The organism is Kluyvera genomosp. 1, from assembly GCF_001266615.1.
Lineage (GTDB): Bacteria > Pseudomonadota > Gammaproteobacteria > Enterobacterales > Enterobacteriaceae > Kluyvera > Kluyvera cryocrescens_A.
This window is the reverse complement of record NZ_LGHZ01000048.1, coordinates 20,094-40,639: the sequence shown is the minus strand read 5'-3', so window position 1 is coordinate 40,639 and position 20,546 is coordinate 20,094. Positions and strand designations below refer to the sequence as shown.

The following is a 20,546-nucleotide window of genomic DNA, read 5'->3' as shown; positions in this document are numbered from 1 at the left end:
AAGAGACAGGGACAAGCTGTTCCCCGCACAGGCGGTCAGCGATGCCTTCACTAAAGCACATAAAGTTTGGGCATCGCAAAAAGCCGACGATATGCTGGTCACCAAGAGCTGGCCAGAGCTGGGGCACGTATTTTACCGCCAACAGCAGGATGAAGTTTTCCCATGGCTGGATAAATGGTTAAAACCATAACCTATCAACCTGAGCCCGCCGCGTCGGTGGGCTAAACGCGATAGATTTTTGCCACCGCACTCAGTACTCTCATGCCATCAATAATCATGACTACAGGAGTGCTCCCGTGAGCACCTCATCGCCTTCGGCTTCAACGCTTTGGATCCCCATAACCCTCGCTAGCATTATCCTGATGATCACCATGGGTATCCGCCAGACCGTGGGACTTTTTGTCCATCCTATCGTGATGGAAACCACCATGAGCATCACCGAAATCAGTATGGCGCTGGCGATTGGTCAGCTCATGTGGGGGGCATTCCAGCCGCTGTTTGGCGCCTGGGCAGATAAACGCGGGGCGTTCAGCGTGCTGGCTCTCGGGGCTGTGATGATTGCTCTCGGCCAATTAGGCACCCTGTGGGCGGCGTCATTTCTACCGCTCACCCTGGCTCAGGGGCTGTTGAGCCCAGCCGGTGCCGCCGCAGGTAGCTTTTCGGTTTTGATTGGCGTGGTTGCTAGCCGCTTGCCGACGGATAAAGGTTCAATGGCCAGCGGTCTCATCAACGCCGGTGGTTCGGTCGGACAATTTATCTTCGCACCGCTAGTACAGTTGATTATTAGCCTACGTGGCATGGCCTCTGGGCTCGGTTTTCTGGCGGTAGCCGCGCTGGCGACGATTTTCCCGTCGTGGCTGTTGTGCCGTGGCAATAAGCGCGAAACGCATGTAGCAACCGAACATGCCGCCGAAGATACTGGGCTCAAAAAGCAAATTACCCTTGCCTTTCGTAATCCCAGCTACCTGCTGCTGCATGCCGGCTTTCTGACCTGCGGTTTTCATGTGGCGTTTCTCACCACTCACCTACCTTCAGAAGCCGCACTGTGTGGTCATGATGCTTCGGTTCCCGCCATCAGCCTGTCGCTGATAGGGCTGTGCAATATTGCAGGCAGTATTGCCGCGGGCTTTCTCGGCAAGCATTACCCCATGAAATATATCCTGGCAGTGCTTTACGCGTCCCGAGCGGTAATGATTGCGCTATTCCTGCTGTCGTCCAAATCAGAAACCGCATTCTACGTCTTTGCCTGTGCTATTGGTTTTACCTGGCTTGCCACCGTGCCGCCAACTGCCGGGATTATTGGCAAACTCTTTGGCACGCGCTATCTGGCGACGCTGTTTGGCTTTACGTTATTTAGCCATCAAATTGGCGCCTTCTTTGGGGCATGGCTGGGTGGCGTGGCAATGCAATACGAAGGGAATCTGATGTGGGTGTGGTATGCGGATATTGTCCTGGCTCTGCTGGCGGCGTTAGTGAACCTGCCGATTAAAGAGAAAAGCGTCGCCGTTCGTCTACGAGAAATAGCGTAAAAAAAGCGGGCCTGGCCCGCTTTTTTTATTTCTGGTTGCGCAGCACCTGCAGGCAACGTTTAAGAACGTTATCCATAGGGGCTTCCACGCGCATCACTTCACCGGTTCCCGGATGAGTAAATTTCAACGCGGCGGCATGCAGAAACAGGCGATTAAGCCCGGTGCCCGCCAACTGCTTGTCAAACTCACGGTCGCCGTATCGGTCGTCAAAGGCTATTGGATGCCCGGCGTGCAGCGTGTGCACACGGATCTGGTGAGTACGACCCGTCACTGGGCTACAGCGAACCAGAGTGGAAAACTCGTAACGCTCTTCCACCTTGAAGCGGGTTTCCGACGGTTTGCCTTCCTGGCTGACGCGTACAATACGTTCGCCACTCTGCAGAATGTTTTTCAGTAGCGGTGCCTGCACGCTTTTCACGTGCGACTGCCACTGCCCGCGCACCAGCGCCAGATAGTCTTTCTGCATCCCCTTCTCGCGAAGTTGCTCATGCAGCGAACGCAGCGCAGAGCGCTTTTTCGCCACCAGCAGAACACCTGACGTATCGCGGTCAAGGCGGTGAACCAGCTCAAGGAAGCGCGCTTCCGGACGTAGGGCCCGCAGCCCTTCAATCACGCCGAAGCTTAAACCGCTGCCGCCGTGAACGGCGGTACCGGATGGTTTGTTCAGCACGAGAATATGATCGTCTTCATAAAGAATCACATCGCTCAGCGCCGCCACCTTTTGCAGATGCGGAGACACCGCATCTTCTTCACGTTCGGCCACACGTACCGGCGGAACGCGAACCTGATCGCCGTCTTCCAGCTTATATTCTGGCTTGACGCGTTTCTTGTTCACCCGCACTTCACCTTTACGCAGGATGCGGTAAATCATGCTCTTCGGCACGCCCTTCAGCTGGGTGCGCAAAAAGTTATCAATTCGTTGCCCGGCTTCATCAGCGCTAATGGCAATCATTTTTACGGTTGGAGTCTCAGTTTTCATGGTGCGCGATTCTAAATACCCCCGCTCAATAGCGCCACTCATTTTTCTATGCTTATATTTAGCATGACCTGTTTTCTCCTGGTGCTTTCCACCGCGAGTTGTTTGTTATTAGAACAATCTCAACGGACGGGTGAAGAAACTGTGAGTAACCGGGTGATAAAAGGTGAAAGTCATCTTGCTATAACTAGGTTAGCAAGGAATAATGAAGCTGTTTTCCGTGTTGAACCTGGAATAACAAGGATATTTACGGAATGACCAGTTTTGTTTGTTTGATCATCCACGCAGCAATGGCGTAAGACGTATTGATCGCTCAAACAGTTAGCGGGCTGCGGGTTGCAGTCCTTACCGGTACATATACTGTACGAATTTTAGATGATAGACAGCGAGCACAACGGGAAACATCCGTGCTTACGCAAGTAAGATGCTAAGACCTCTAGCCTCTAAAAGATGACGAGTATAAATGGAATCTTCTCTGGAGAGTTATCCCAGGTTGTTCCCCAAATAATTGCGCTGTGGTTCCGTTTGAAACACAGGCTACCGACACTCTGCGCCTCTTAAACGAGCGACAACCGTGAGGTTGGCGACGTGAACAGTCACGAGGCCATCGGTCTACCCCGGAAAGGCAATACTCTGCTCGCAGCTTAGTCGTCAATGTAAGAATAATGAGTAAGTTACGATGAAAAGAATGTTAATCAACGCAACTCAGCAGGAAGAGTTGCGTGTCGCCCTTGTTGATGGGCAGCGTCTGTACGATCTGGATATTGAAAGCCCAGGACACGAACAGAAAAAAGCGAACATCTACAAAGGCAAAATTACCCGTATTGAACCTAGCCTCGAAGCCGCATTTGTTGATTACGGCGCCGAGCGTCATGGTTTCCTCCCCCTCAAAGAAATCGCTCGCGAATACTTCCCTGCTAACTACAACTCACATGGCCGTCCAAACATCAAAGACGTGCTGCGTGAAGGCCAGGAAGTGATCGTTCAGATTGATAAAGAAGAACGCGGTAATAAAGGCGCTGCGCTGACCACCTTTATCAGCCTGGCAGGCAGCTATCTGGTACTGATGCCGAACAACCCACGTGCTGGCGGTATCTCTCGCCGTATCGAAGGTGACGACCGCACCGAGCTCAAAGAAGCGCTGGCCAGTCTTGAACTGCCAGACGGCATGGGTTTAATCGTCCGTACCGCAGGCGTCGGCAAATCCGCCGAAGCGCTGCAGTGGGATTTAAGCTTCCGCATGAAGCACTGGGAAGCTATCCAGAAAGCCGCTGAAAGCCGCCCTGCTCCGTTCCTGATTCACCAGGAAAGCAACGTTATCGTTCGCGCTTTCCGCGACTACCTGCGCCAGGACATTGGCGAAATCCTGATTGATAACCCGAAAGTAATGGAAATGGCGCGTCAGCACATTTCTGCGCTGGGTCGTCCGGATTTCAGCAGCAAAATTAAACTGTACACCGGTGAAATCCCGCTGTTCAGCCACTACCAGATCGAATCGCAGATCGAATCCGCCTTCCAGCGTGAAGTCCGTCTGCCATCCGGTGGCTCTATCGTTATCGACAGCACCGAAGCACTGACTGCTATCGATATCAACTCCGCGCGTGCAACCCGCGGCGGCGACATCGAAGAAACCGCATTCAACACCAACCTTGAAGCGGCGGATGAAATCGCCCGTCAGCTGCGTCTGCGTGACCTTGGCGGCCTGATCGTTATCGACTTCATCGATATGACCCCGGTACGCCACCAGCGCGCGGTAGAAAACCGTCTGCGTGAAGCGGTACGCCAGGACCGTGCGCGTATCCAGATTAGCCATATCTCTCGATTTGGTCTGCTGGAGATGTCCCGTCAGCGTCTGAGCCCGTCACTGGGTGAGTCCAGCCACCACGTTTGCCCGCGTTGCTCCGGCACCGGTACCGTGCGTGACAATGAATCTCTGTCACTGTCTATTCTGCGTCTGATTGAAGAAGAAGCGCTGAAAGAGAATACCAAAGAGGTTCACGCGATTGTTCCTGTACCAATCGCCTCCTACTTGCTGAACGAAAAACGTGCTGCGGTAACCGCCATTGAATCCCGTCAGACCGACGTGCGCTGCATCATCGTGCCAAACGATCAGATGGAAACCCCGCACTACTCCGTTCTGCGCGTGCGTAAAGGTGAAGAAACCACCACGCTGAGCTATCTGCTGCCTAAGCTGCACGAAGAAGAGATGGCATTGCCGGTTGATGAAGAAATCGCTGAGCGTAAAATGCCTGAGCAGCCAGCTCTGGCCACCTTCGTCATGCCGGAAGTGCCGCCAGCACCAACGGCAGAAACCTCAGCCGCCGCACCGAAAGCCAAAGCCGCTGTCGCTGCTGCTCCTGCGGCCCCTGGCCTCATTTCCCGCTTCTTTGCTGCGTTGAAAAACCTGTTTGCCGGTACGCCGGAAAAACCGGCTGAAGCTCAGCCAGAAAAACAGCAGGAATCTAAGCCGGAGCGCCAGCAGGAACGTCGTAAACCACGTCAGAACAACCGTCGCGATCGTAATGACCGCAACGACCGTCGTAACGACCGTGGTGACCGTAACGAGCGCAGCGATCGTAACGAAAATGCGGAAGGTCGTGAGCCGCGCGAAAATCGCGAAGGCCGCGAGGACAACCGTCGTAACCGTCGTGAGAAGCCACAGCAGTCAAGCGAAGCGCGTGAAAACCGCCAGCAGACTGCAAACGTAGCGGAAGACGGCGATAAATCGAAGTCCCGCGACGAGCAGCAGCCACGCCGCGAACGTAACCGCCGCCGCAATGACGATAAACGTCAAGCGCAGCAGGAAGCGAAACCGCAGAACCGTGAAGAAGCCCCGGTGGTTCAGGAAGCCGCACCAGAAGATCGCGTACAGAACATGCCGCGTCGCAAGCCGCGTCAGCTGTCGCAGAAAGTGCGTATCGAAACCGCCGAGCAGACCGCTGCACGTGAATTTATTCCTGATGAGCCACAGCAGGAAGCGCCGCGTACCGCACTAGCAAAAGTTGATTTGCCAGCGGTGGTGGATGCACCTGTTCATGCTGAGCAGGATGAGAACGGTGAAGCGCGCGATAACAACGGTATGCCACGTCGTTCCCGTCGCTCACCGCGTCATCTGCGCGTCAGCGGCCAGCGCCGTCGTCGTTACCGTGATGAACGTTATCCAACACAGTCCCCAATGCCGCTGACCGTCGCTTGTGCGTCGCCAGAAATGGCATCGGGCAAAGTGTGGATTCGCTATCCGGTTGCCCCAGTTCAGGATCAGGCTATCGTTGATGTGCCTGTTGAGCAGGAAGTGATTGAGCAGCCAGCCGTGGTTGAAGCCGTTGAGCAGACTGTTGCCCCACTCGCGGCCGTCCAACCGGCTGTTGTTGAAACGCCAGTACAGCCAGCGGAAACCGTTGCACCAGAAGTGGTTACCGAACCTGTCGCTGCAGTGGTTGAAGAAACTGCACCAGTTCAGGAAGAAGCGCCTGCGCCAATCGTGGCCGAAGAAACACCTGCTGCCGTTGAAGCAACTGAACAGCCTGTCACTGAATCTGTCGAAGCGAAAGCCGAGATTGAAGAAGTTCAAGCGCCAGCGCCGGTGATCGCCGAGCCCGTCGTAGAAGTCGCTCCAGTCGTTGAAGCGCCTGCTGAAGTTGAAGCACCTGTTGCTCCAGCCCCAGTGGTTGCAGAGCCTGTTGCGAAAGAACCCGTGGTCGAAGCACCCGCTGTGGTAGCGAAACCTGTGGTTGCCGCTCCGGCTGCAGCAGTTGTGGCTGCAAGCCATGCAACCGCACCGATGACCCGTGCACCAGCGCCAGACTACGTGCCAGAAGCACCGCGTCACAGCGACTGGGTTCGCCCATCCTTCGGTTTTGAAGGAAAAGGCTCCGCAGGCGGTCATAGCGCAACGCATTCAGCAACCGCTGAACCAACGCGCCCGCAATCGGCTGAATAAGCCGAAAGCAGCAAAATAAAAAATCGGCCCTCGTGGCCGATTTTTTTATTCCCCAAACGGTCGCGGTAGCACTCTCTTTTCCGGTTGCCGCATCCCCGCTATCTGCGGCATAACTTCACGCATCAGATCGAGAAACTTACGCAGCCGCACCGGATAATAGCGTGCCCACGGATAAACCAGATGTACCGGCAATGGTGCCGTCTGCCATTGTGGCAATAGCTCAACTAACGAACCGTTTGCCAGCTCATCCTCCACCGTCCAGCTAGAGACAACCGCGGCACCCACACCCGCCAACGCGGCGTTTTTTGCGACGTACAGGCTATCGGTACTCAGCCGGGAGGCTATCGTAATATTTGCCATCTGGCCGCTCTCAGTATGGTTGAGCACAATTTCATGCTGATAAAACGTGCTGATGGCAATCCATGGCAGCGCCGACAAAGATGATGGCTCTACGATGTCCGGGAAGCGCTGCAACAGCGTGGGTGAAGCGACAGTGCATCTCGGTACCTCGGCCAACAGCACCGTGACGGTAGCCGGGTCAACCTCCGCCCCCACGCGAATCGCGCAGTCAATATTGTCGCTGATAAAATCAACGGCTTTGTCATGCAGCATCCACTCTACGGACAGCTGCGGGTAACGCGCCAGAAAGCCCACCAGCGGTGCCAACAATTGCTGCTGACCGAAAGCATGAGGGGCTCGCACCCGCAGCGTCCCTACGGGCTGTTCATCAGTCAGCTGCAGCGCATCCTCCAGCGCCAGCCACGACTCCACCACCTGCCGAGCGTGCTGGTAGCAGCGCTCACCGTCATCGGTGAGCTTCATCGCGTGAGTTGAACGCAGTAGGAGTTTCGCCCCCAGCATCTCTTCCAGCGTCTGGAGACGGCGACTGATGGTCGCCTGCGTCGTTTCCATTTGCCTAGCAGCAGCGGAAAGTGAACCCGACTCAACTATGCGAATAAAAGTGCGCATCAGCTCAACACGATCTATACGCTCATTTCTTTTCATCTACTCATTGCCTATACGCTGAACGTATAACTGTTTTACCACCACAACGGCTACCGCTCCACCCCTGAGATGCGGAAAATACACGCCATACACCGTTGAGGATAAACCCATGACCACATCCACTTCTTCACAGGCCGCTGGCCTGCTGATTTTTATTCTGGCACTTGGCGCAGGTTTCAGCGTCGCCGCCATTTACTATGCACAGCCCCTTTTGCCTTTGATGGGCGCCACGCTCAATTTGAGCGTCGAGGGAATGGGGCTCATTCCCACACTGACGCAGGCCGGCTATGCGCTGGGGATTTTATTTCTGCTGCCGCTGGGCGACCGCTATGATCGCCGTACGCTAATTCTTATCAAAAGTTTGGCGCTGGCGGTATTGCTGCTGGTTTACAGTCTGACGCAGCAGTTTCACTCCCTGCTGGTGGTAAGCCTGCTGATTGGCATGGCAGCGACCATGGCACAGGATATTGTTCCAGCGGCCGCTATTCTGGCACCGGCGGGCAAACAGGGGAAAATGGTTGGCACGGTGATGACCGGTCTGCTGCTGGGAATCCTGCTGTCGCGTACCGTGAGCGGTGTCGTTGGCGAACTGTTTGGCTGGCGGGTGATGTATCAGGCCGCGGCGGTGAGTATCGCGCTGATTGGCATCCTGCTGTGGCGCGTCCTGCCGCATTTTGCTACACACTCCGAGCTGCGTTACCCGGCGTTGATGGCATCGATGGCTCATCTGTGGCGACGCTACCCGACATTGCGCCGTGCAGCGATGGCCCAGGGTTTTCTCTCTGTTGCCTTTAGCGCCTTCTGGTCCACGCTCGCGGTGATGCTGGCCGAGCATTACCATATGGGCAGCGCCGTAGCCGGTGGGTTTGGTATCGCCGGTGCCGCCGGTGCGCTTGCCGCACCGCTGGCTGGCGGTCTGGCAGATAAAGTCGGCGCGGAGAAAGTCACCCAGCTAGGGGCCGCGCTGGTGAGCATTTCATTTGCGCTGATGTTCCTGCTCCCTGCTCTTCCCCCAATGGCGCAGCTGGCGTTAATTGCAGTCGCTGCCGTAGGCTTTGATCTCGGGTTACAGTCAAGCCTGGTCGCCCACCAGAACCTGGTTTACAGTCTGGAACCGCAGGCTCGCGGTCGCCTGAATGCACTGCTGTTTACCGGCGTCTTTATCGGGATGTCGCTTGGCTCCGTTCTTGGGACGCAGGTCTATTCGTTGGCAGGCTGGGAAGGTGTGGTGGCACTGGCCACGGTGGCCGGTCTGGTGGCGTTAGCCATTCGTATTAGTGAAACGTACCGTCTGCGAAACGCCGCACTGAGCGCGCATTAAAAGATGAAAAAAAGCCCGCGCCGGGGTAATGACGCGGGCGATAAAAACATATCCAGTTTCCAGATATGTTCAAACCTTATGTTATTATTTATTCAGTTGAAACAGTGACATACCTTGCATGTCGGTAAATGCTTTATAGGCCGCCTGCAGCGCAGTTTGCTGCATGGTGTAGTTGGAAATCGTCGAGTTCCAGTCTACATCCACCAGGTTACTCATCTGCTGAGTTTGCGCCAGTGAGCGGTCATCGCCCAGCGCATCGAGTTTATCCAACTCGTTAAGCTGAGTACCCAGTTCAGCGCGCACGGTCAACACGTTGTTCAGCGAGTTGCTCAGGCTGCGGTTGGCGCGGTCAATGACAGCCGTCTCTGCATCTTTTGTCGCATCATCAGCGTCTTCGAGCGGCTTGTTCAGTGACGCAATCGCGGTGTCGAGAGCGGTGAAAATATTCTTATCGGCATCCGGTTTGGCGTTACTGGTGGCACTATCGAAGATCAGGTCCCCGGTATGGCCAATCACCATAGAGCGCGAGGAGTCTACCTGCTGCTCCACGTTAATCTTACCGCCCACATATGTCCCAGAATCATCAAACGGCGGCGTATCCGTTTTATAGCCGGCAAAAATATAGCGGCCGTTACCATCGGTACTGTTCGCCAGGTTCAGCAGCTGATCGCGAATCCCCTGCAGATCGGTTGCCAACGACGCACGGTCGTCGTCACTGAGCGTGCCATTACCGGCATAAACAATCTTCTCTTGCGCCGACTGAATCGCGGTAGTCACCTGCTTCAACGTGCTCTCTTCCGTCGAGACGCGCTGAGTGGCGAAGGTACGGGCAGTGGCAAACTGGGCGTTTTGCGCCTGCGCCTGGGACAGCACAACCGCCTGAGACGCCGCGACTGGATCGTCAGACGCACGGTTAACCCGTTTGCCGGTCGACATTTGCTCACCGTACTTCAACCATTCAGACTGTGAGTTAGTAATACCGCTCATATTCTGCTGGTACATCATTAAGGTACTGACGCGCATGTTATTCCCTCTCCTTAGCGAATATTAATTAATGCGTCGAAGAGGGTGCTTGCGGTTTGCAGCACCTGCGCATTAGCCAGATAGTACTGTTGGAACAGCTGCAGGTTGCCGTACTCTTCGTCGAGATTGACGCCAGAAATTGACTGCTGCTGGTTGCTCAACTGCGTCACCACGTTTGCCTGGGTTGTGCTGCTGCTCTTAAGCGTTGCAGTTTTAGTACCGATGGAACTCACCAGCGCCGCGTAGGAGTCGTTAAAAGTTTTTGAACCACCGACCACTTTACTGTTTTGCAGATCCAACAGCGCCTGACCGTTGCGGTTATCGCTTTCGCCAACGCTCGCGCCGGTGGTATCAGCCAAACCCATCGCAATCTGCGATTCGCTGCTAATCGCCACACCCATATTGACGATAGTGTCGCTAACCGGTTTAACAATAAAGCTGTCGCCCGTTGCGGCAGGATTAGTCCCACCCGATTTCAACTGTGCGGTAACTGTCAACCCATCAAACTTCAGTACACCGTTAGCCAGATCGCTATCCGAGTCCAGTTTAACGCTGGTGTTATCAGACAGACGCGTCACTGACCAACCGCTGTCGGTTTTCACCACTTTGTAATCGGTGGCCTGCACGGCGGAAGATTTGGTCATCGTCACACCCAGCTCAGCATCGCCGGTGTTTTTACTGTTGGCAATGGAGGACGGATCACCGAAATTAAAGAAATTGACTCCCGTTTTACCGTCGGCATCAATCCCCTGCTTGTGGACCGTGTTAAATGCATCAGCAAAAGCCAGCGCCATTTGGTTCAAGCTATTGCGCGTCTGGTCAAGATCCTGGGAACGGAAGGTCAGCAGACCGCCCAGCGAACCGGTGGTTAGCAGTTTTTCCGGGATTTCAACGTTGCCTGCGACATTATCGACATAGGCCACAGTGGTACGGTTTGGATCCGCGCTGCTCGGTACGGCGGCCAGCTGGCTCGCTTTGCTACCGGCAACGAGGGTATAACCGTTCGCCATGGTGATGTTATACGTGCTGCCGTCCTGGACGTTAACTTCCACGCCCACCAGCTTGTTCAGCTCGCTCACCAGTTGGTCGCGCTGATCCAGCAGGTCATTTGGCGATGCGCCCGCACCGACGCCGGTTAACCGTGAAATCTTGTCGTTCAGGCTGGCTATCTGTGAGGAGTAGTTGTTCACCAAATCGACGGTTGAAGAAATAGACAGGTTAACCTGCTTATCCTGATCGCGAAGATACTGATCAACGACTTTAAACTGGTTCACTACGCCGTCAGCTTTGCCCAGCACGGTCTGACGCGCAGCCGGGTCTTCGGCATTACTGACAAGCGTCTGCAGACTGCTGAAAAAGTCCTGCAGCGTCGTCGACAGATTGTTAGTGGTGCTGGAAATCATGCTGTCGATTTTCGACACCTGCTCGTAGCGCGTGGTTAAACCGGTGCTCTGGCTTTGCGCGGTACGCAGCTGGTTGGTGATAAACGCGTTGTACTCGCGCTGGACGCTAGAAACGTTGACGCCATTCCCCACCCAACCGCCGGCACCCAGCGTACTGTTGGCTGAAGCCAGCACCGTCGTCTGGCGGGTGTATCCGGCCACGTTGTAACTGGCGATGTTGTTACTGGTGGTGTTCAGCGCGGCCTGCGCGGCACTAAGCCCGCTCATCGCGCTGTTAATTAAACTGGACATGAACGCTCCTTCTTAAGGCCATGGTATTACTTATCGGATGGCAGACTGCAAACTTGAGGCAAATCAGAACAGATTTTCGAGATCGTTGCGGTAGGTGTTACTGACCTTCTCGCTCATCGATTTCAACTGTTGAATCATGCTGGTTAATTTACGCGCGTATTGCGGATCGGTGGCGTATCCGGCGTTTTGCAACGCCTGCGCCCCCTGCTCTGCGGTCGATGCCGAAGTCACTGCGGCATAGCGCGGATTGCGAGTCAGCAGGCCGACGTAGTCCGACAACGCTTCCAGGTACGAGCTGTAAACGCGGAATTTGGCTTTGACCTTCTTCGCCTCACCGTTTTCAAACTCGGTGGTCGTTATCTCAGTGACTTTGCCCTTCCAGTCGCCGGAAGCTTTAACGCCAAACAGGTTGAAGCTCGGCTCGCCGTTTTCACGACGGATCTGCCGCTGCCCCCAGCCGGACTCCAGCGCAGCCTGCGCCAGAATCAGGTGATGTGGAATACCGCTCTGCTCACTCGCTAAACGCGCGGGCAGAGAGAGCTGGGCAAGGAAGTCCTTCGAATCGCCGGACAGCGGGGTATCGCTGCTGTCCGGCGCTTTTGGCAGCGCTTTACGCACCATCTGCGTCAACGCCGCATTCTGGTAGCTGGTTATCGTCTGCATATCGAACTTCATTGGTACCTGGCCGACGTTTTCGGCCGGTTCACTTTGTTGTGCTGACAGCTGTTTGACCATCTCCTCTGCAAGGCCAAGGCCCTTACCCGCGGTCATCTGCTGGGCGATTTGCTGGTCATACATACTGGTGTAGAGTCGAGTCTGGTCACTGCTGAAAAGACCATCTTTCGGCAGGGTTTCGCGCATGCTTTTCAGCATCATCTGCACGAACATGCCTTCAACCTGACGCGCCACAGGCCGCAGATTCGCCTGCGGATCCTGCCCAGCTTTGGTCTTGAGCTCATTTAGCGACTGCGAGTCCCAGGCGGCGCTGGCCAGTAATTTGCTGTCAGTCAACATTAGACAATCTCCACTTTCGCCCGCAGACAGCCTGCGCTTTGCATCGCCTGGATGATGGACATCAGATCCATCGGCGTTGCGCCCAGCGCATTAAGCGCACGGACCACATTGTTGAGATTGGCGGAAGCACGAATGCTCTGCAGCGAGCCGCCGCTTTGACGCAAGTCGATCTGGGTTTGCGGTGTCACCACGGTTCTGCCACCGGCAAACGGCGTATCCGGCTGATTGACCTGCGCGGAACGGTTGACGGTGACCGACAGGTTGCCCTGCGCCACAGCACAACTATCCAGCGTCACTTCACGGTTCATGACCACAGAACCGGTACGCGAGTTAATGATGATTTTCGCATCCTGCGGCGCGAGGCCGACTTCAAGGTTCTGAATATCCGCCAGCAGGCGCACCTGCCCACTGCCGCCGGTTGGCGCACGCACCTGAACGGTACGCGCATCCAGCGCCGTGGCGTTACCCAGGCTGCTGCGACGGTTGATGGTGTCGGCAATCTGCTGTGCCATGGTGAAATCGTCATCATTAAGCTGCAGGTTAATGGTGTTCCCGGCGCCAAACTGGGTTGGCAGTTCGCGCTCAATGGTTGCGCCACCGGTGATACGGCCACCGTTCAGCTGGTTAACCTGCACGCTGCTGCCGCCTGCCGCCGCGCCCGCACCACCGACCAGGATGTTCCCCTGTGCCAGCGCGTAGACCTGGCTATCAACGCCCTTCATTGGGGTCATCAACAGCGTTCCGCCGCGTAAGCTTTTGGCGTTACCCATCGATGAAACCACAACGTCGATAGTCTGCCCCTGGCGACCAAACGCCGGGAGCTGCGCGGTGACCATGACCGCCGCCACATTTTTCAGCTGCATGTTGGTGCCCGCTGGCACGGTAATGCCCAGCTGCGACAGCATGTTGTTAAGGCTTTGGGTGGTAAACGGCGTTTGCGTCGTCTGGTCACCAGTACCATCCAGCCCCACCACCAGGCCGTAGCCGATAAGGGAGTTTTCTCGCACCCCTTGCACGCTGGTGAGATCGCGAATACGTTCGGCATGAGCCAGGCCGGTGACCAGCACCAGCGCCAGAGTTAGCAGAGTTTTAAACATAATTCACCTCGTTACATCGGCGACAAGTTAAGGAAGAAACGCTGCAGCCAGCCCATATTCTGTGCTTCGTTGATGTAGCCATTACCCACGTATTCGATGCGAGCATCCGCCACCTGCGTTGATGGAACGGTGTTGCTGCCGCTGATGGTGCGCGGGTTAACGACACCTGAGAAGCGGATAAATTCGGTTCCCTGGTTAATCGCTATCTGTTTCTCGCCCACGACGTGCAGGTTACCGTTGACCAACACCTGATCCACCGTCACGGTTAACGTCCCGCTGAAGGTGTTGCTGGCGTTCGCGCCGCCTTTGCCGTTAAAGGTGTTGCCACCGGACGCTTCCACATCGGCACGCTCATTGCCAAACAGGCCCTGCAGATAGCGCGGCACGGTGTCAAAGCCAAAGTTAGTTTTGCCATCGCGGCTGGCATTCGCCGACGAGCTTTTGCTCGCGCTGACGTTTTCTTGCAGCACAATCGTCAGCGTATCGCCGATATTGCGCGGACGTCGGTCTTCAAACAGCGGTTGATAGCCGTAGTTAATCGGCTGCGCGGTCTGGAAGATAGAACCGTTCACCACCGGTACCGGACCGGGGATCGGCTGTGCCGTCGTCGCCCCTTCCACCAAAGGTTTGGTCGGGATCAGGGCACATCCCGCGACGCTGATGGCGACGAGGGTTAAAAGCGGAAAACGAAACGCTGCGGATTTTTGCATTGCTTTCTTCTTCTGAATCTCAGGAACATCCCGGCATCGCTGCGCTCAGCCGGGCTACTCACTCTCTTGTAGCCCGGCTAAGCGGGGCCATCCCTTTACAGCTGCGTCAGTTTTTGCAGCATCTGGTCAGTGGTTGATACCGCTTTACTGTTGATCTCATACGCGCGCTGCACCTGGATCATATTGACCAGCTCTTCCGCCACGTTGACGTTAGAAGTCTCTACGTATCCCTGATACAGAAGACCCGCACCGTTTAAACCCGGCGTGGTGTCATTCGGCGCGCCCGACGCCTGGGTTTCGATGTACAGGTTTTCACCAATACTTTCGAGACCGGTGTCGTTCATAAAGGTCGACAGGTTCAACTGCCCCACCTGAACCGGGTTTGCCTGGCCCTGCTGGGTCACGCTGACGATGCCATCGCGCCCAATCGTGATGCTGATGGCGTTGGCCGGAATGGTGATAGCGGGCTGAACTTGATAACCGCTGGCGGTCACCAGCTGACCGTTCTGATCTACCTGGAACGAGCCGTCACGGGTGTAGCCCGACGATCCATCCGGCAGCAGGATCTGGAAGAACCCGTCACCTTTGATCGCCACGTCTTTACTGTTGTTGGTCTGCGACAGGTTGCCCTGGCTATGCAGACGCTCAGTGGCCACCGGACGGACGCCGGTACCAATCTGCAGACCTGAAGGCAGCGTCGTTTGTTCGGATGATTGCGCACCCGGCTGGCGAACGGTTTGATAGAGCAAATCTTCAAACACCGCACGCTGGCGCTTAAAACCATTGGTACTGACGTTTGCCAGGTTGTTGGCGATAACGTCCATATTGGTTTGCTGCGCGTCGAGACCGGTTTTCGCGATCCATAATGAACTGATCATATTTTTCCTTAGCTCATTGACAGCAACTGGTTAGCTTTCTGCGTGTTTTCATCCACGCTGCTGATAACCTTCATCTGCATTTCAAATCGGCGCGAGCTGGCAATCATATCCGCCATTGCCGCCACCGGTTTGACGTTACTTCCTTCCAGCACCCCGGACTGTAAACGCAGCGTAGGGTCAGCCTGGAGCGTCTGCCCGCGCGTGGCGATGGCGGACGGAGTAAGATGGAAGAGCCCATCGTCACCGCGCGCCACTTCCGTTGCGTTGGCTTTCACCACCTTCAGCTTGCCCACTGGTGATACCGTGTTCGGCGGGTCACCCGGCGTTAGTGCCGAAATGGTCCCATCCGACGCAATGGTCACCTGCGAGCCCTCCGGTACGCTAAGCGGCCCGGCCTCGCCGATAACCGGATTGCCCTGAATAGTCAACTGACCGGTCGGACTGACCTGGATGTTACCGTTGCGGGTATAGCCTTCACTGCCGTCTGCCGATTGCACCGCCAGCCAGCCATCCTGTTGGATAGCGACGTCCAGCGGACGCGCGGTATAATCCAGTTGCCCTGGCGTCATATCCGCCCCCGGTGTGGTCGCGGCGACCAGCGTACGTGTTTCCACGGACGGCCCCACCACGGGCACCGCACGCATTGCGGTTAGCTGCGCGCGAAAGCCCGGAGTGGACGTGTTAGCAAGGTTGCTCGCCGTGACCGCCTGCTGCTGCATGGTCTGGCTGGCGGCACCCATTGCCGTATATATCGCGTGATCCATGACGTCACCCTGTTAGAGAATTAACGCAGGTTAACCAGCGTGTTGAGGATCTGATCCTGGGTTTTGATGGTCTGCGCATTCGACTGGTAGTTACGCTGCGCCACAATCATGTTCACCAGTTCTTTACTCAGATCGACGTTGGAAGCCTCCAGCGCACCGTTGGTCAGCGAACCGAAGTTACCGGTACCCGCGGTACCCAGCAGCGCCACGCCGGACGACTGGGTTGCCGACCAGACGTTGTCGCCTTCCGACTGCAGGCCGCCGGTGTTGGAGAAGTTCGCCAACACAATCTGTCCCAGCAGCTGGCTTTGACGGTTGGAGTAGTTCCCGACCACCGAGCCATCGTCGTTGACCTGATAGCTCACCAGGCTGCCCGGCGCGTAGCCGTTCTGAGTGGTCGCCACCACATCGCTGGAACCGGTGTTCTGCTGCATGGAGTTGAGGAAGCTGAGGTTGAAGGTGCCCGCAACGGAGCCGTTGAGTGAAGCCACGTTGATGGCGATTTCTGGGTTGGCATTTGCCGTATCCAGAATCAGTGTTCCCGGGTTGGCCGGATCGTCGATATAGTTCGATACCGTGTCCAGCGTACCGCTGGAGTTAAACGCCATCTGCGCGGCCTTAACTGCTGCGGCACCGCTCACGCTGGTATCCTGGGTATAGACGTCCCACTTGTTCTCAGCCGTTTTCACATAATAAACGTTCAGATCGTGAGAGTTACCTAGACTGTCATAGACGGTCACAGTCCCTTTTTTGCTGTAGGTATCCGGGTCGCTTGCATTGAACGTTTTGGTAATGACGTCATCCGTCGAGTTCAGGTTCATCTGCATGGTGCCGGTGGTTGACGCTTTTGCCGACATCAAGGTGTTAGGAATCGACAGCGCCACCGGGTTCGCACCCTGCTGAATGGTTGGCGGCGTACCGCTGGCCGGGTAGCCGGTCAGGTTCAGCCCCTGTGAGTTCACCAGATTCCGGTTCTCATCGAGCGAGAACTGGCCGTTACGGCTGTAGTACACCGCCCCGTTGGTATCAACCAGACGGAAGAAACCGTTCTGACTGATCGCCACGTCCAGCGCGCGACCGGTACTGGTGGTGGTGCCGTCGGTGAAGTCCTGGGTGATCCCGGCAACTTTTACGCCCAAACCCACTTTGGAGCCGGCGAACATATCGGCAAACGACGCCGAGCCGGATTTGAACCCGTAGGTCGCGGAGTTGGCGATGTTGTTGCCGATAACATCGAGGTTAGTGGCAGCCGCGTTTAAACCGCTGACCGCTTGTGAAAAGGCCATTACGTCTCTCCTGAAATAGTGATACGCAGCATCATTCAAGTCCCATCAGGGCCTGGGGGATTGCCCCAGCCGCCGAAGCGGCTTGAAAGACCGCGCGCATCAAGGCTTAAATAATCTGGCGAACCTGATCCAGCGTGGTAGTGCCGTAAGTTCCCAAATCCAGTTTGTTTCCGTCTTTGCCCAAGGTAACGCCCTGCACCAGAGCAAACTGCAGCGGCTGGACCACCAGCTGCGTGGTGCCCTGACTCGCTGCAAAGCTGATGTTGTAAGCGCCATCCGGTGCCGCCGTGCCATCGTCCAGTTTGCCGTCCCAGGTAAAGGTATGAACGCCCGCGGTCTGCGCGCCCATGTTCAGCGTACGGATCACTTTGCCGTTGCCATCGGTGATGGTGGCGGTGACCTTTTCTGCTGCTTGCGTCAGCTCAATACCAAACGGCGTGGTATCCACGCTTTCGCTGGTACTGTTTTTGCCCGCAAGAATGGTCGAGCCTGGGATCATCACGCCGTGACCGACCAATGAGCTTGCCTGCAGAGACTGGCTGCTATCGATTTGTCCGGAGATGGAACCCAGCGTGGTGTTGAGCTTCTCAATACCGCTCAGGGTGCTGATCTGCGCCAGCTGTGAAGTCAGTTCGTTGTTTTGCAGCGGGTTGGTTGGGTCCTGGTTTTTCAGCTGTGCCACCAGCAGCGTCAGAAAGCTACTTTGCAGATCTGAAGAGCTGTTGGTGCCGGTGCTGCTCACCGATGATGATGAGGACGCCGCCTGGCTGCTGGAAGTGTCATTAATATTGGATACGACGGACATGGGTTATCTCCTTATTGTCCAAGCGTCAGCGTTTTGAGCATCATGCTTTTCACGGTATTCAGCACCTCAACGTTCGCCTGATAGCTGCGTGACGCTGACATGGTGTTAACCATTTCACCGACGACATCCACGTTCGGCATGCGGACATAGCCCTTGGCATCCGCCAGCGGATTCCCCGGCTGATAGACCAGCTTGTCGGGTTCCTGGCTTTCCACCACATCGGCCACCTTCACGCCGCCGGTCGCGGCACCGACTGGCGCATCGACCTGGAAAACCACCTGCTTAGCGCGATACGGCTGCCCATCCGGCCCCGCCACGCTGTCGGCGTTTGCCAGGTTACTGGCAGCCACGTTCAGACGTTTGGACTGAGCAGTTAGCGCAGAGCCCGCGACGTCGAAGATATTGAGTAATGCCATGGGTTAGTTCCCCTGCTGCAGGACACTCATCATGCCCTTGATTTGTCCGCCCAGAACCGTAAGCCCGGTCTGGTACTGGAGGCTGTTATCGGCAAACTGCGTACGTTCCCGGTCCATATCGACGGTGTTACCATCCATCGCAGGCTGGTCGGGAATGCGGTACAGCAGGTCAGCTTCAGGTGTCGAAATTGTCTGGGCGGGAATATGGCGTGAAGAGGTCAAGGTCAGCGCAACGCCGCTGTTTTCCGCGCGCCCGCGCGTCATGACCTTTTTAAGTTCACTGGCAAAATCAATATCGCGCGCCTGATACCCCGGGGTATCGGCGTTAGCAATATTGGCGGCCAGAATCTCCTGACGCTCAGCGCGCAGGTTTAGAGCTTCTTGCTGAAAACGTAGTGCGGCATCGAGTTTATCGAGCATGTCTCCTCCGCTAATGGCAAAGTTTCAGCTATAAGCTTAATTCTCCGCCCCTGCGCGTCATCGTTGGAATAAGCACAATATGCGTCGCTATTTATTGCGTTGATGTAGGAACAAGTTGGGTAAAATGCGTACATTCGCCATCCACTGGAGTGTTCCATGCGTCAGCTCATTGCCCCGTTTACCGCTGCGCTACTGGCCTTTAGCCCACTTGTTCAGGCGGCTGATATCCAGACACAGTTGACCGATTTTTTTACTCAGCGGCTAACCGGCTTTAGCAACGAGGTCAGCGTGAGTTTGCGCAATGCGCAAAACCTGAAGCTTGCCTGCGACGAGCCTGCGTTTAATACGCCGGGGAATTCGCGCCTGTGGGGAAATATCACGGTGCTGGCACAGTGTGGGAATGCGAAACAGTATTTGCAGGTTAGCGTACAGGCCATCGGTGATTACGTGGTTGCCGCTGCGCCAATCGTGCGCGGTTCACCGATTGAGGCGCAAAGCGTGACCCTAATGCGCGGGCGACTCGATCAGCTTCCGCCACGAACCATGCTGACGCTGGCCCAGGCGGAAGATGCCATTAGCCTACGGGATGTCGCTATCGGACAGCCGATTCAGCTGTCGATGGTACGCCAGTCATGGCGGGTGAAGGCCGGGCAGAAGGTGATGGTGATTGCGCAGGGTGAAGGATTCAGTATTAACAGCGAAGGCCAGGCATTAAACAATGCGTCCGTGGCGCAGAGTGCGCGGGTACGTATGCCGTCTGGTCAGGTTGTGAGCGGACAGGTCAATACTGATGGGAATATTCTGATTAATCTATAAACGTCATAAAGAAACTGTATCGGTTGCCGATAGATAATTAACAATTAATGAGAGTCGGCGCCTGCGCCATACAAGAGCCTCCATGAGGAAAGAACCATGAGCATTGATCGTACATCACCTCTGAAAGCGGTTACCCCCGTACAGCAGCGCGAAACGCAGGAAGCCAGCGCGCAGAAAACTCGTGCGGATAAAACCACCACCGCCACCAGCGCGAGCGTGACCTTAAGCAATGCGCAGACGGCATTAACCCGTTCCGGCAGCAGCGATATTAATATGGCTCGCGTGGAAGAGCTGAAAACCGCCATCCGCAACGGCGAATTAAAAATGGACACCGGTAAGATTGCCGACGCATTAATCCAGGACACACAAGATTATCTGCAGAGTAAATAAATAAGATGAGCGGTTTGTCAGCAATTCTCGACCAAATGACCAGCATCCTCAACTCACTCAAAGAGGTGATGGATGCTGAGCAGCAGCAGCTCTCCGCAGGCAACGTCAATGGCCTGCAACTTGCCAGCATAACGGAAGAGAAAAGCTCTCTGTTGGCAACGTTAGATTATCTGGAGAAGCAGCGCCGGGTCGAACAAACGGCACAGCGAAACGCCGAAGAAGATGTCAGCGATCGCTGGCAGGCTATCACCGATACCACACAGCATCTGCGCCGCGTGAATCAGCATAACGGCTGGTTGCTTGAAGGCCAGATTGAACGTAATCAGCAGGCGATTGACGTCCTCAAACCGTTCCAGGAAACGGGGCTTTACGGGAAAGATGGGCAAACCGCAGGCGGTGGCCTGGCGCGTAGCGCGAAGAAATTCTCAGTTTAACGCTTGCGGGGCAGCAGAATGTGCCCCG

The 20,546-nt window shown here is 55.8% G+C and carries 19 protein-coding genes and 1 pseudogene; 7 read left to right on the top strand and 13 right to left on the bottom strand.

The genetic code is table 11. The annotated features are described in order from the left end of the window. Nucleotides 1-190: pseudogene (locus KP80_RS20995) on the top strand (hydrolase); the annotation flags it as partial. 106 nt (nt 191-296) lie between these two features. Next, a complete protein-coding gene (locus KP80_RS20990; protein WP_052285584.1) occupies nt 297-1,529 on the top strand; it encodes an MFS transporter in 1,233 nt (410 codons plus the stop codon). 25 nt (nt 1,530-1,554) lie between these two features. On the opposite strand, the gene rluC is transcribed toward KP80_RS20990, so the two are convergent. After that, a complete protein-coding gene (gene rluC / locus KP80_RS20985; RefSeq protein ID WP_156315708.1) occupies nt 1,555-2,508 on the bottom strand; it encodes a 23S rRNA pseudouridine(955/2504/2580) synthase RluC in 954 nt (317 codons plus the stop codon). A gap of 676 nt (nt 2,509-3,184) precedes the next feature. Here rluC and rne point away from each other — a divergent pair. Next, the gene (gene rne, locus KP80_RS20980; RefSeq protein ID WP_052285582.1) at nt 3,185-6,445 is read left to right on the top strand and encodes a ribonuclease E; all 3,261 of its coding nucleotides are present in this window, start codon (nt 3,185-3,187) and stop codon (nt 6,443-6,445) included. A gap of 45 nt (nt 6,446-6,490) precedes the next feature. Here rne and KP80_RS20975 read toward each other — a convergent pair whose 3' ends face one another. Next, nucleotides 6,491-7,450, bottom strand: coding sequence for a LysR family transcriptional regulator (locus tag KP80_RS20975; protein WP_052285581.1), 960 nt, complete (start codon nt 7,448-7,450; stop codon nt 6,491-6,493). Between the two features lie 109 nt (nt 7,451-7,559). Between KP80_RS20975 and KP80_RS20970 the strand changes: the two genes are divergently transcribed. Then, entirely contained in the window at nt 7,560-8,771 is a 1,212-nt protein-coding gene (locus KP80_RS20970; RefSeq protein ID WP_052285580.1) for an MFS transporter, read from the top strand. An 84-nt stretch (nt 8,772-8,855) separates the two neighbouring features. On the opposite strand, the gene flgL is transcribed toward KP80_RS20970, so the two are convergent. The 11 genes from flgL to flgB form a co-directional block, all read right to left on the bottom strand. Further along, nucleotides 8,856-9,794, bottom strand: a complete 939-nt coding sequence (gene flgL, locus KP80_RS20965) for a flagellar hook-associated protein FlgL (RefSeq protein WP_052285579.1) — start codon at nt 9,792-9,794, stop codon at nt 8,856-8,858. 14 nt (nt 9,795-9,808) lie between these two features. After that, on the bottom strand, nt 9,809-11,488 hold the full coding sequence (flgK, locus tag KP80_RS20960; RefSeq protein WP_052285578.1) for a flagellar hook-associated protein FlgK: 1,680 nt from the start codon (nt 11,486-11,488) through the stop codon (nt 9,809-9,811). Nucleotides 11,489-11,551: 63 nt separating this feature from the next. Then, a complete protein-coding gene (flgJ, locus tag KP80_RS20955; protein WP_052285577.1) occupies nt 11,552-12,502 on the bottom strand; it encodes a flagellar assembly peptidoglycan hydrolase FlgJ in 951 nt (316 codons plus the stop codon). Beyond that, nucleotides 12,502-13,599: a flagellar basal body P-ring protein FlgI gene (locus KP80_RS20950; RefSeq protein WP_052285576.1), complete on the bottom strand. Its 1,098-nt coding sequence runs from the start codon at nt 13,597-13,599 to the stop codon at nt 12,502-12,504. The genes flgJ and KP80_RS20950 overlap by 1 nt, the downstream gene beginning before the upstream one ends. A gap of 11 nt (nt 13,600-13,610) precedes the next feature. Beyond that, the gene (gene flgH, locus KP80_RS20945; protein WP_052285575.1) at nt 13,611-14,309 is read right to left on the bottom strand and encodes a flagellar basal body L-ring protein FlgH; all 699 of its coding nucleotides are present in this window, start codon (nt 14,307-14,309) and stop codon (nt 13,611-13,613) included. Between the two features lie 95 nt (nt 14,310-14,404). Beyond that, a complete protein-coding gene (gene flgG, locus KP80_RS20940; protein ID WP_052285574.1) occupies nt 14,405-15,187 on the bottom strand; it encodes a flagellar basal-body rod protein FlgG in 783 nt (260 codons plus the stop codon). Nucleotides 15,188-15,195: 8 nt separating this feature from the next. Continuing rightward, entirely contained in the window at nt 15,196-15,951 is a 756-nt protein-coding gene (locus KP80_RS20935) for a flagellar basal body rod protein FlgF (RefSeq protein ID WP_052285573.1), read from the bottom strand. A 20-nt stretch (nt 15,952-15,971) separates the two neighbouring features. Next, nucleotides 15,972-17,237, bottom strand: a complete 1,266-nt coding sequence (flgE, locus tag KP80_RS20930) for a flagellar hook protein FlgE (RefSeq protein WP_052285572.1) — start codon at nt 17,235-17,237, stop codon at nt 15,972-15,974. 106 nt (nt 17,238-17,343) lie between these two features. After that, a complete protein-coding gene (flgD, locus tag KP80_RS20925; RefSeq protein WP_052285571.1) occupies nt 17,344-18,042 on the bottom strand; it encodes a flagellar hook assembly protein FlgD in 699 nt (232 codons plus the stop codon). 11 nt (nt 18,043-18,053) lie between these two features. Further along, nucleotides 18,054-18,458: a flagellar basal body rod protein FlgC gene (gene flgC, locus KP80_RS20920; protein WP_052285570.1), complete on the bottom strand. Its 405-nt coding sequence runs from the start codon at nt 18,456-18,458 to the stop codon at nt 18,054-18,056. Between the two features lie 3 nt (nt 18,459-18,461). Next, nucleotides 18,462-18,878 (bottom strand): flagellar basal body rod protein FlgB, encoded by a 417-nt coding sequence (flgB, locus tag KP80_RS20915; RefSeq protein ID WP_052285569.1) that lies wholly within the window; start codon nt 18,876-18,878, stop codon nt 18,462-18,464. Between the two features lie 156 nt (nt 18,879-19,034). Between flgB and flgA the strand changes: the two genes are divergently transcribed. The 3 genes from flgA (at nt 19,035) to flgN (ending at nt 20,518) form a co-directional block, all read left to right on the top strand. Next, nucleotides 19,035-19,694: a flagellar basal body P-ring formation chaperone FlgA gene (flgA, locus tag KP80_RS20910; protein WP_052285568.1), complete on the top strand. Its 660-nt coding sequence runs from the start codon at nt 19,035-19,037 to the stop codon at nt 19,692-19,694. A 96-nt stretch (nt 19,695-19,790) separates the two neighbouring features. Next, nucleotides 19,791-20,084: a flagellar biosynthesis anti-sigma factor FlgM gene (gene flgM, locus KP80_RS20905; RefSeq protein WP_052285567.1), complete on the top strand. Its 294-nt coding sequence runs from the start codon at nt 19,791-19,793 to the stop codon at nt 20,082-20,084. A gap of 5 nt (nt 20,085-20,089) precedes the next feature. After that, nucleotides 20,090-20,518 (top strand): flagella biosynthesis chaperone FlgN, encoded by a 429-nt coding sequence (gene flgN / locus KP80_RS20900; protein WP_052285566.1) that lies wholly within the window; start codon nt 20,090-20,092, stop codon nt 20,516-20,518. Nucleotides 20,519-20,546 lie beyond the last annotated feature (28 nt).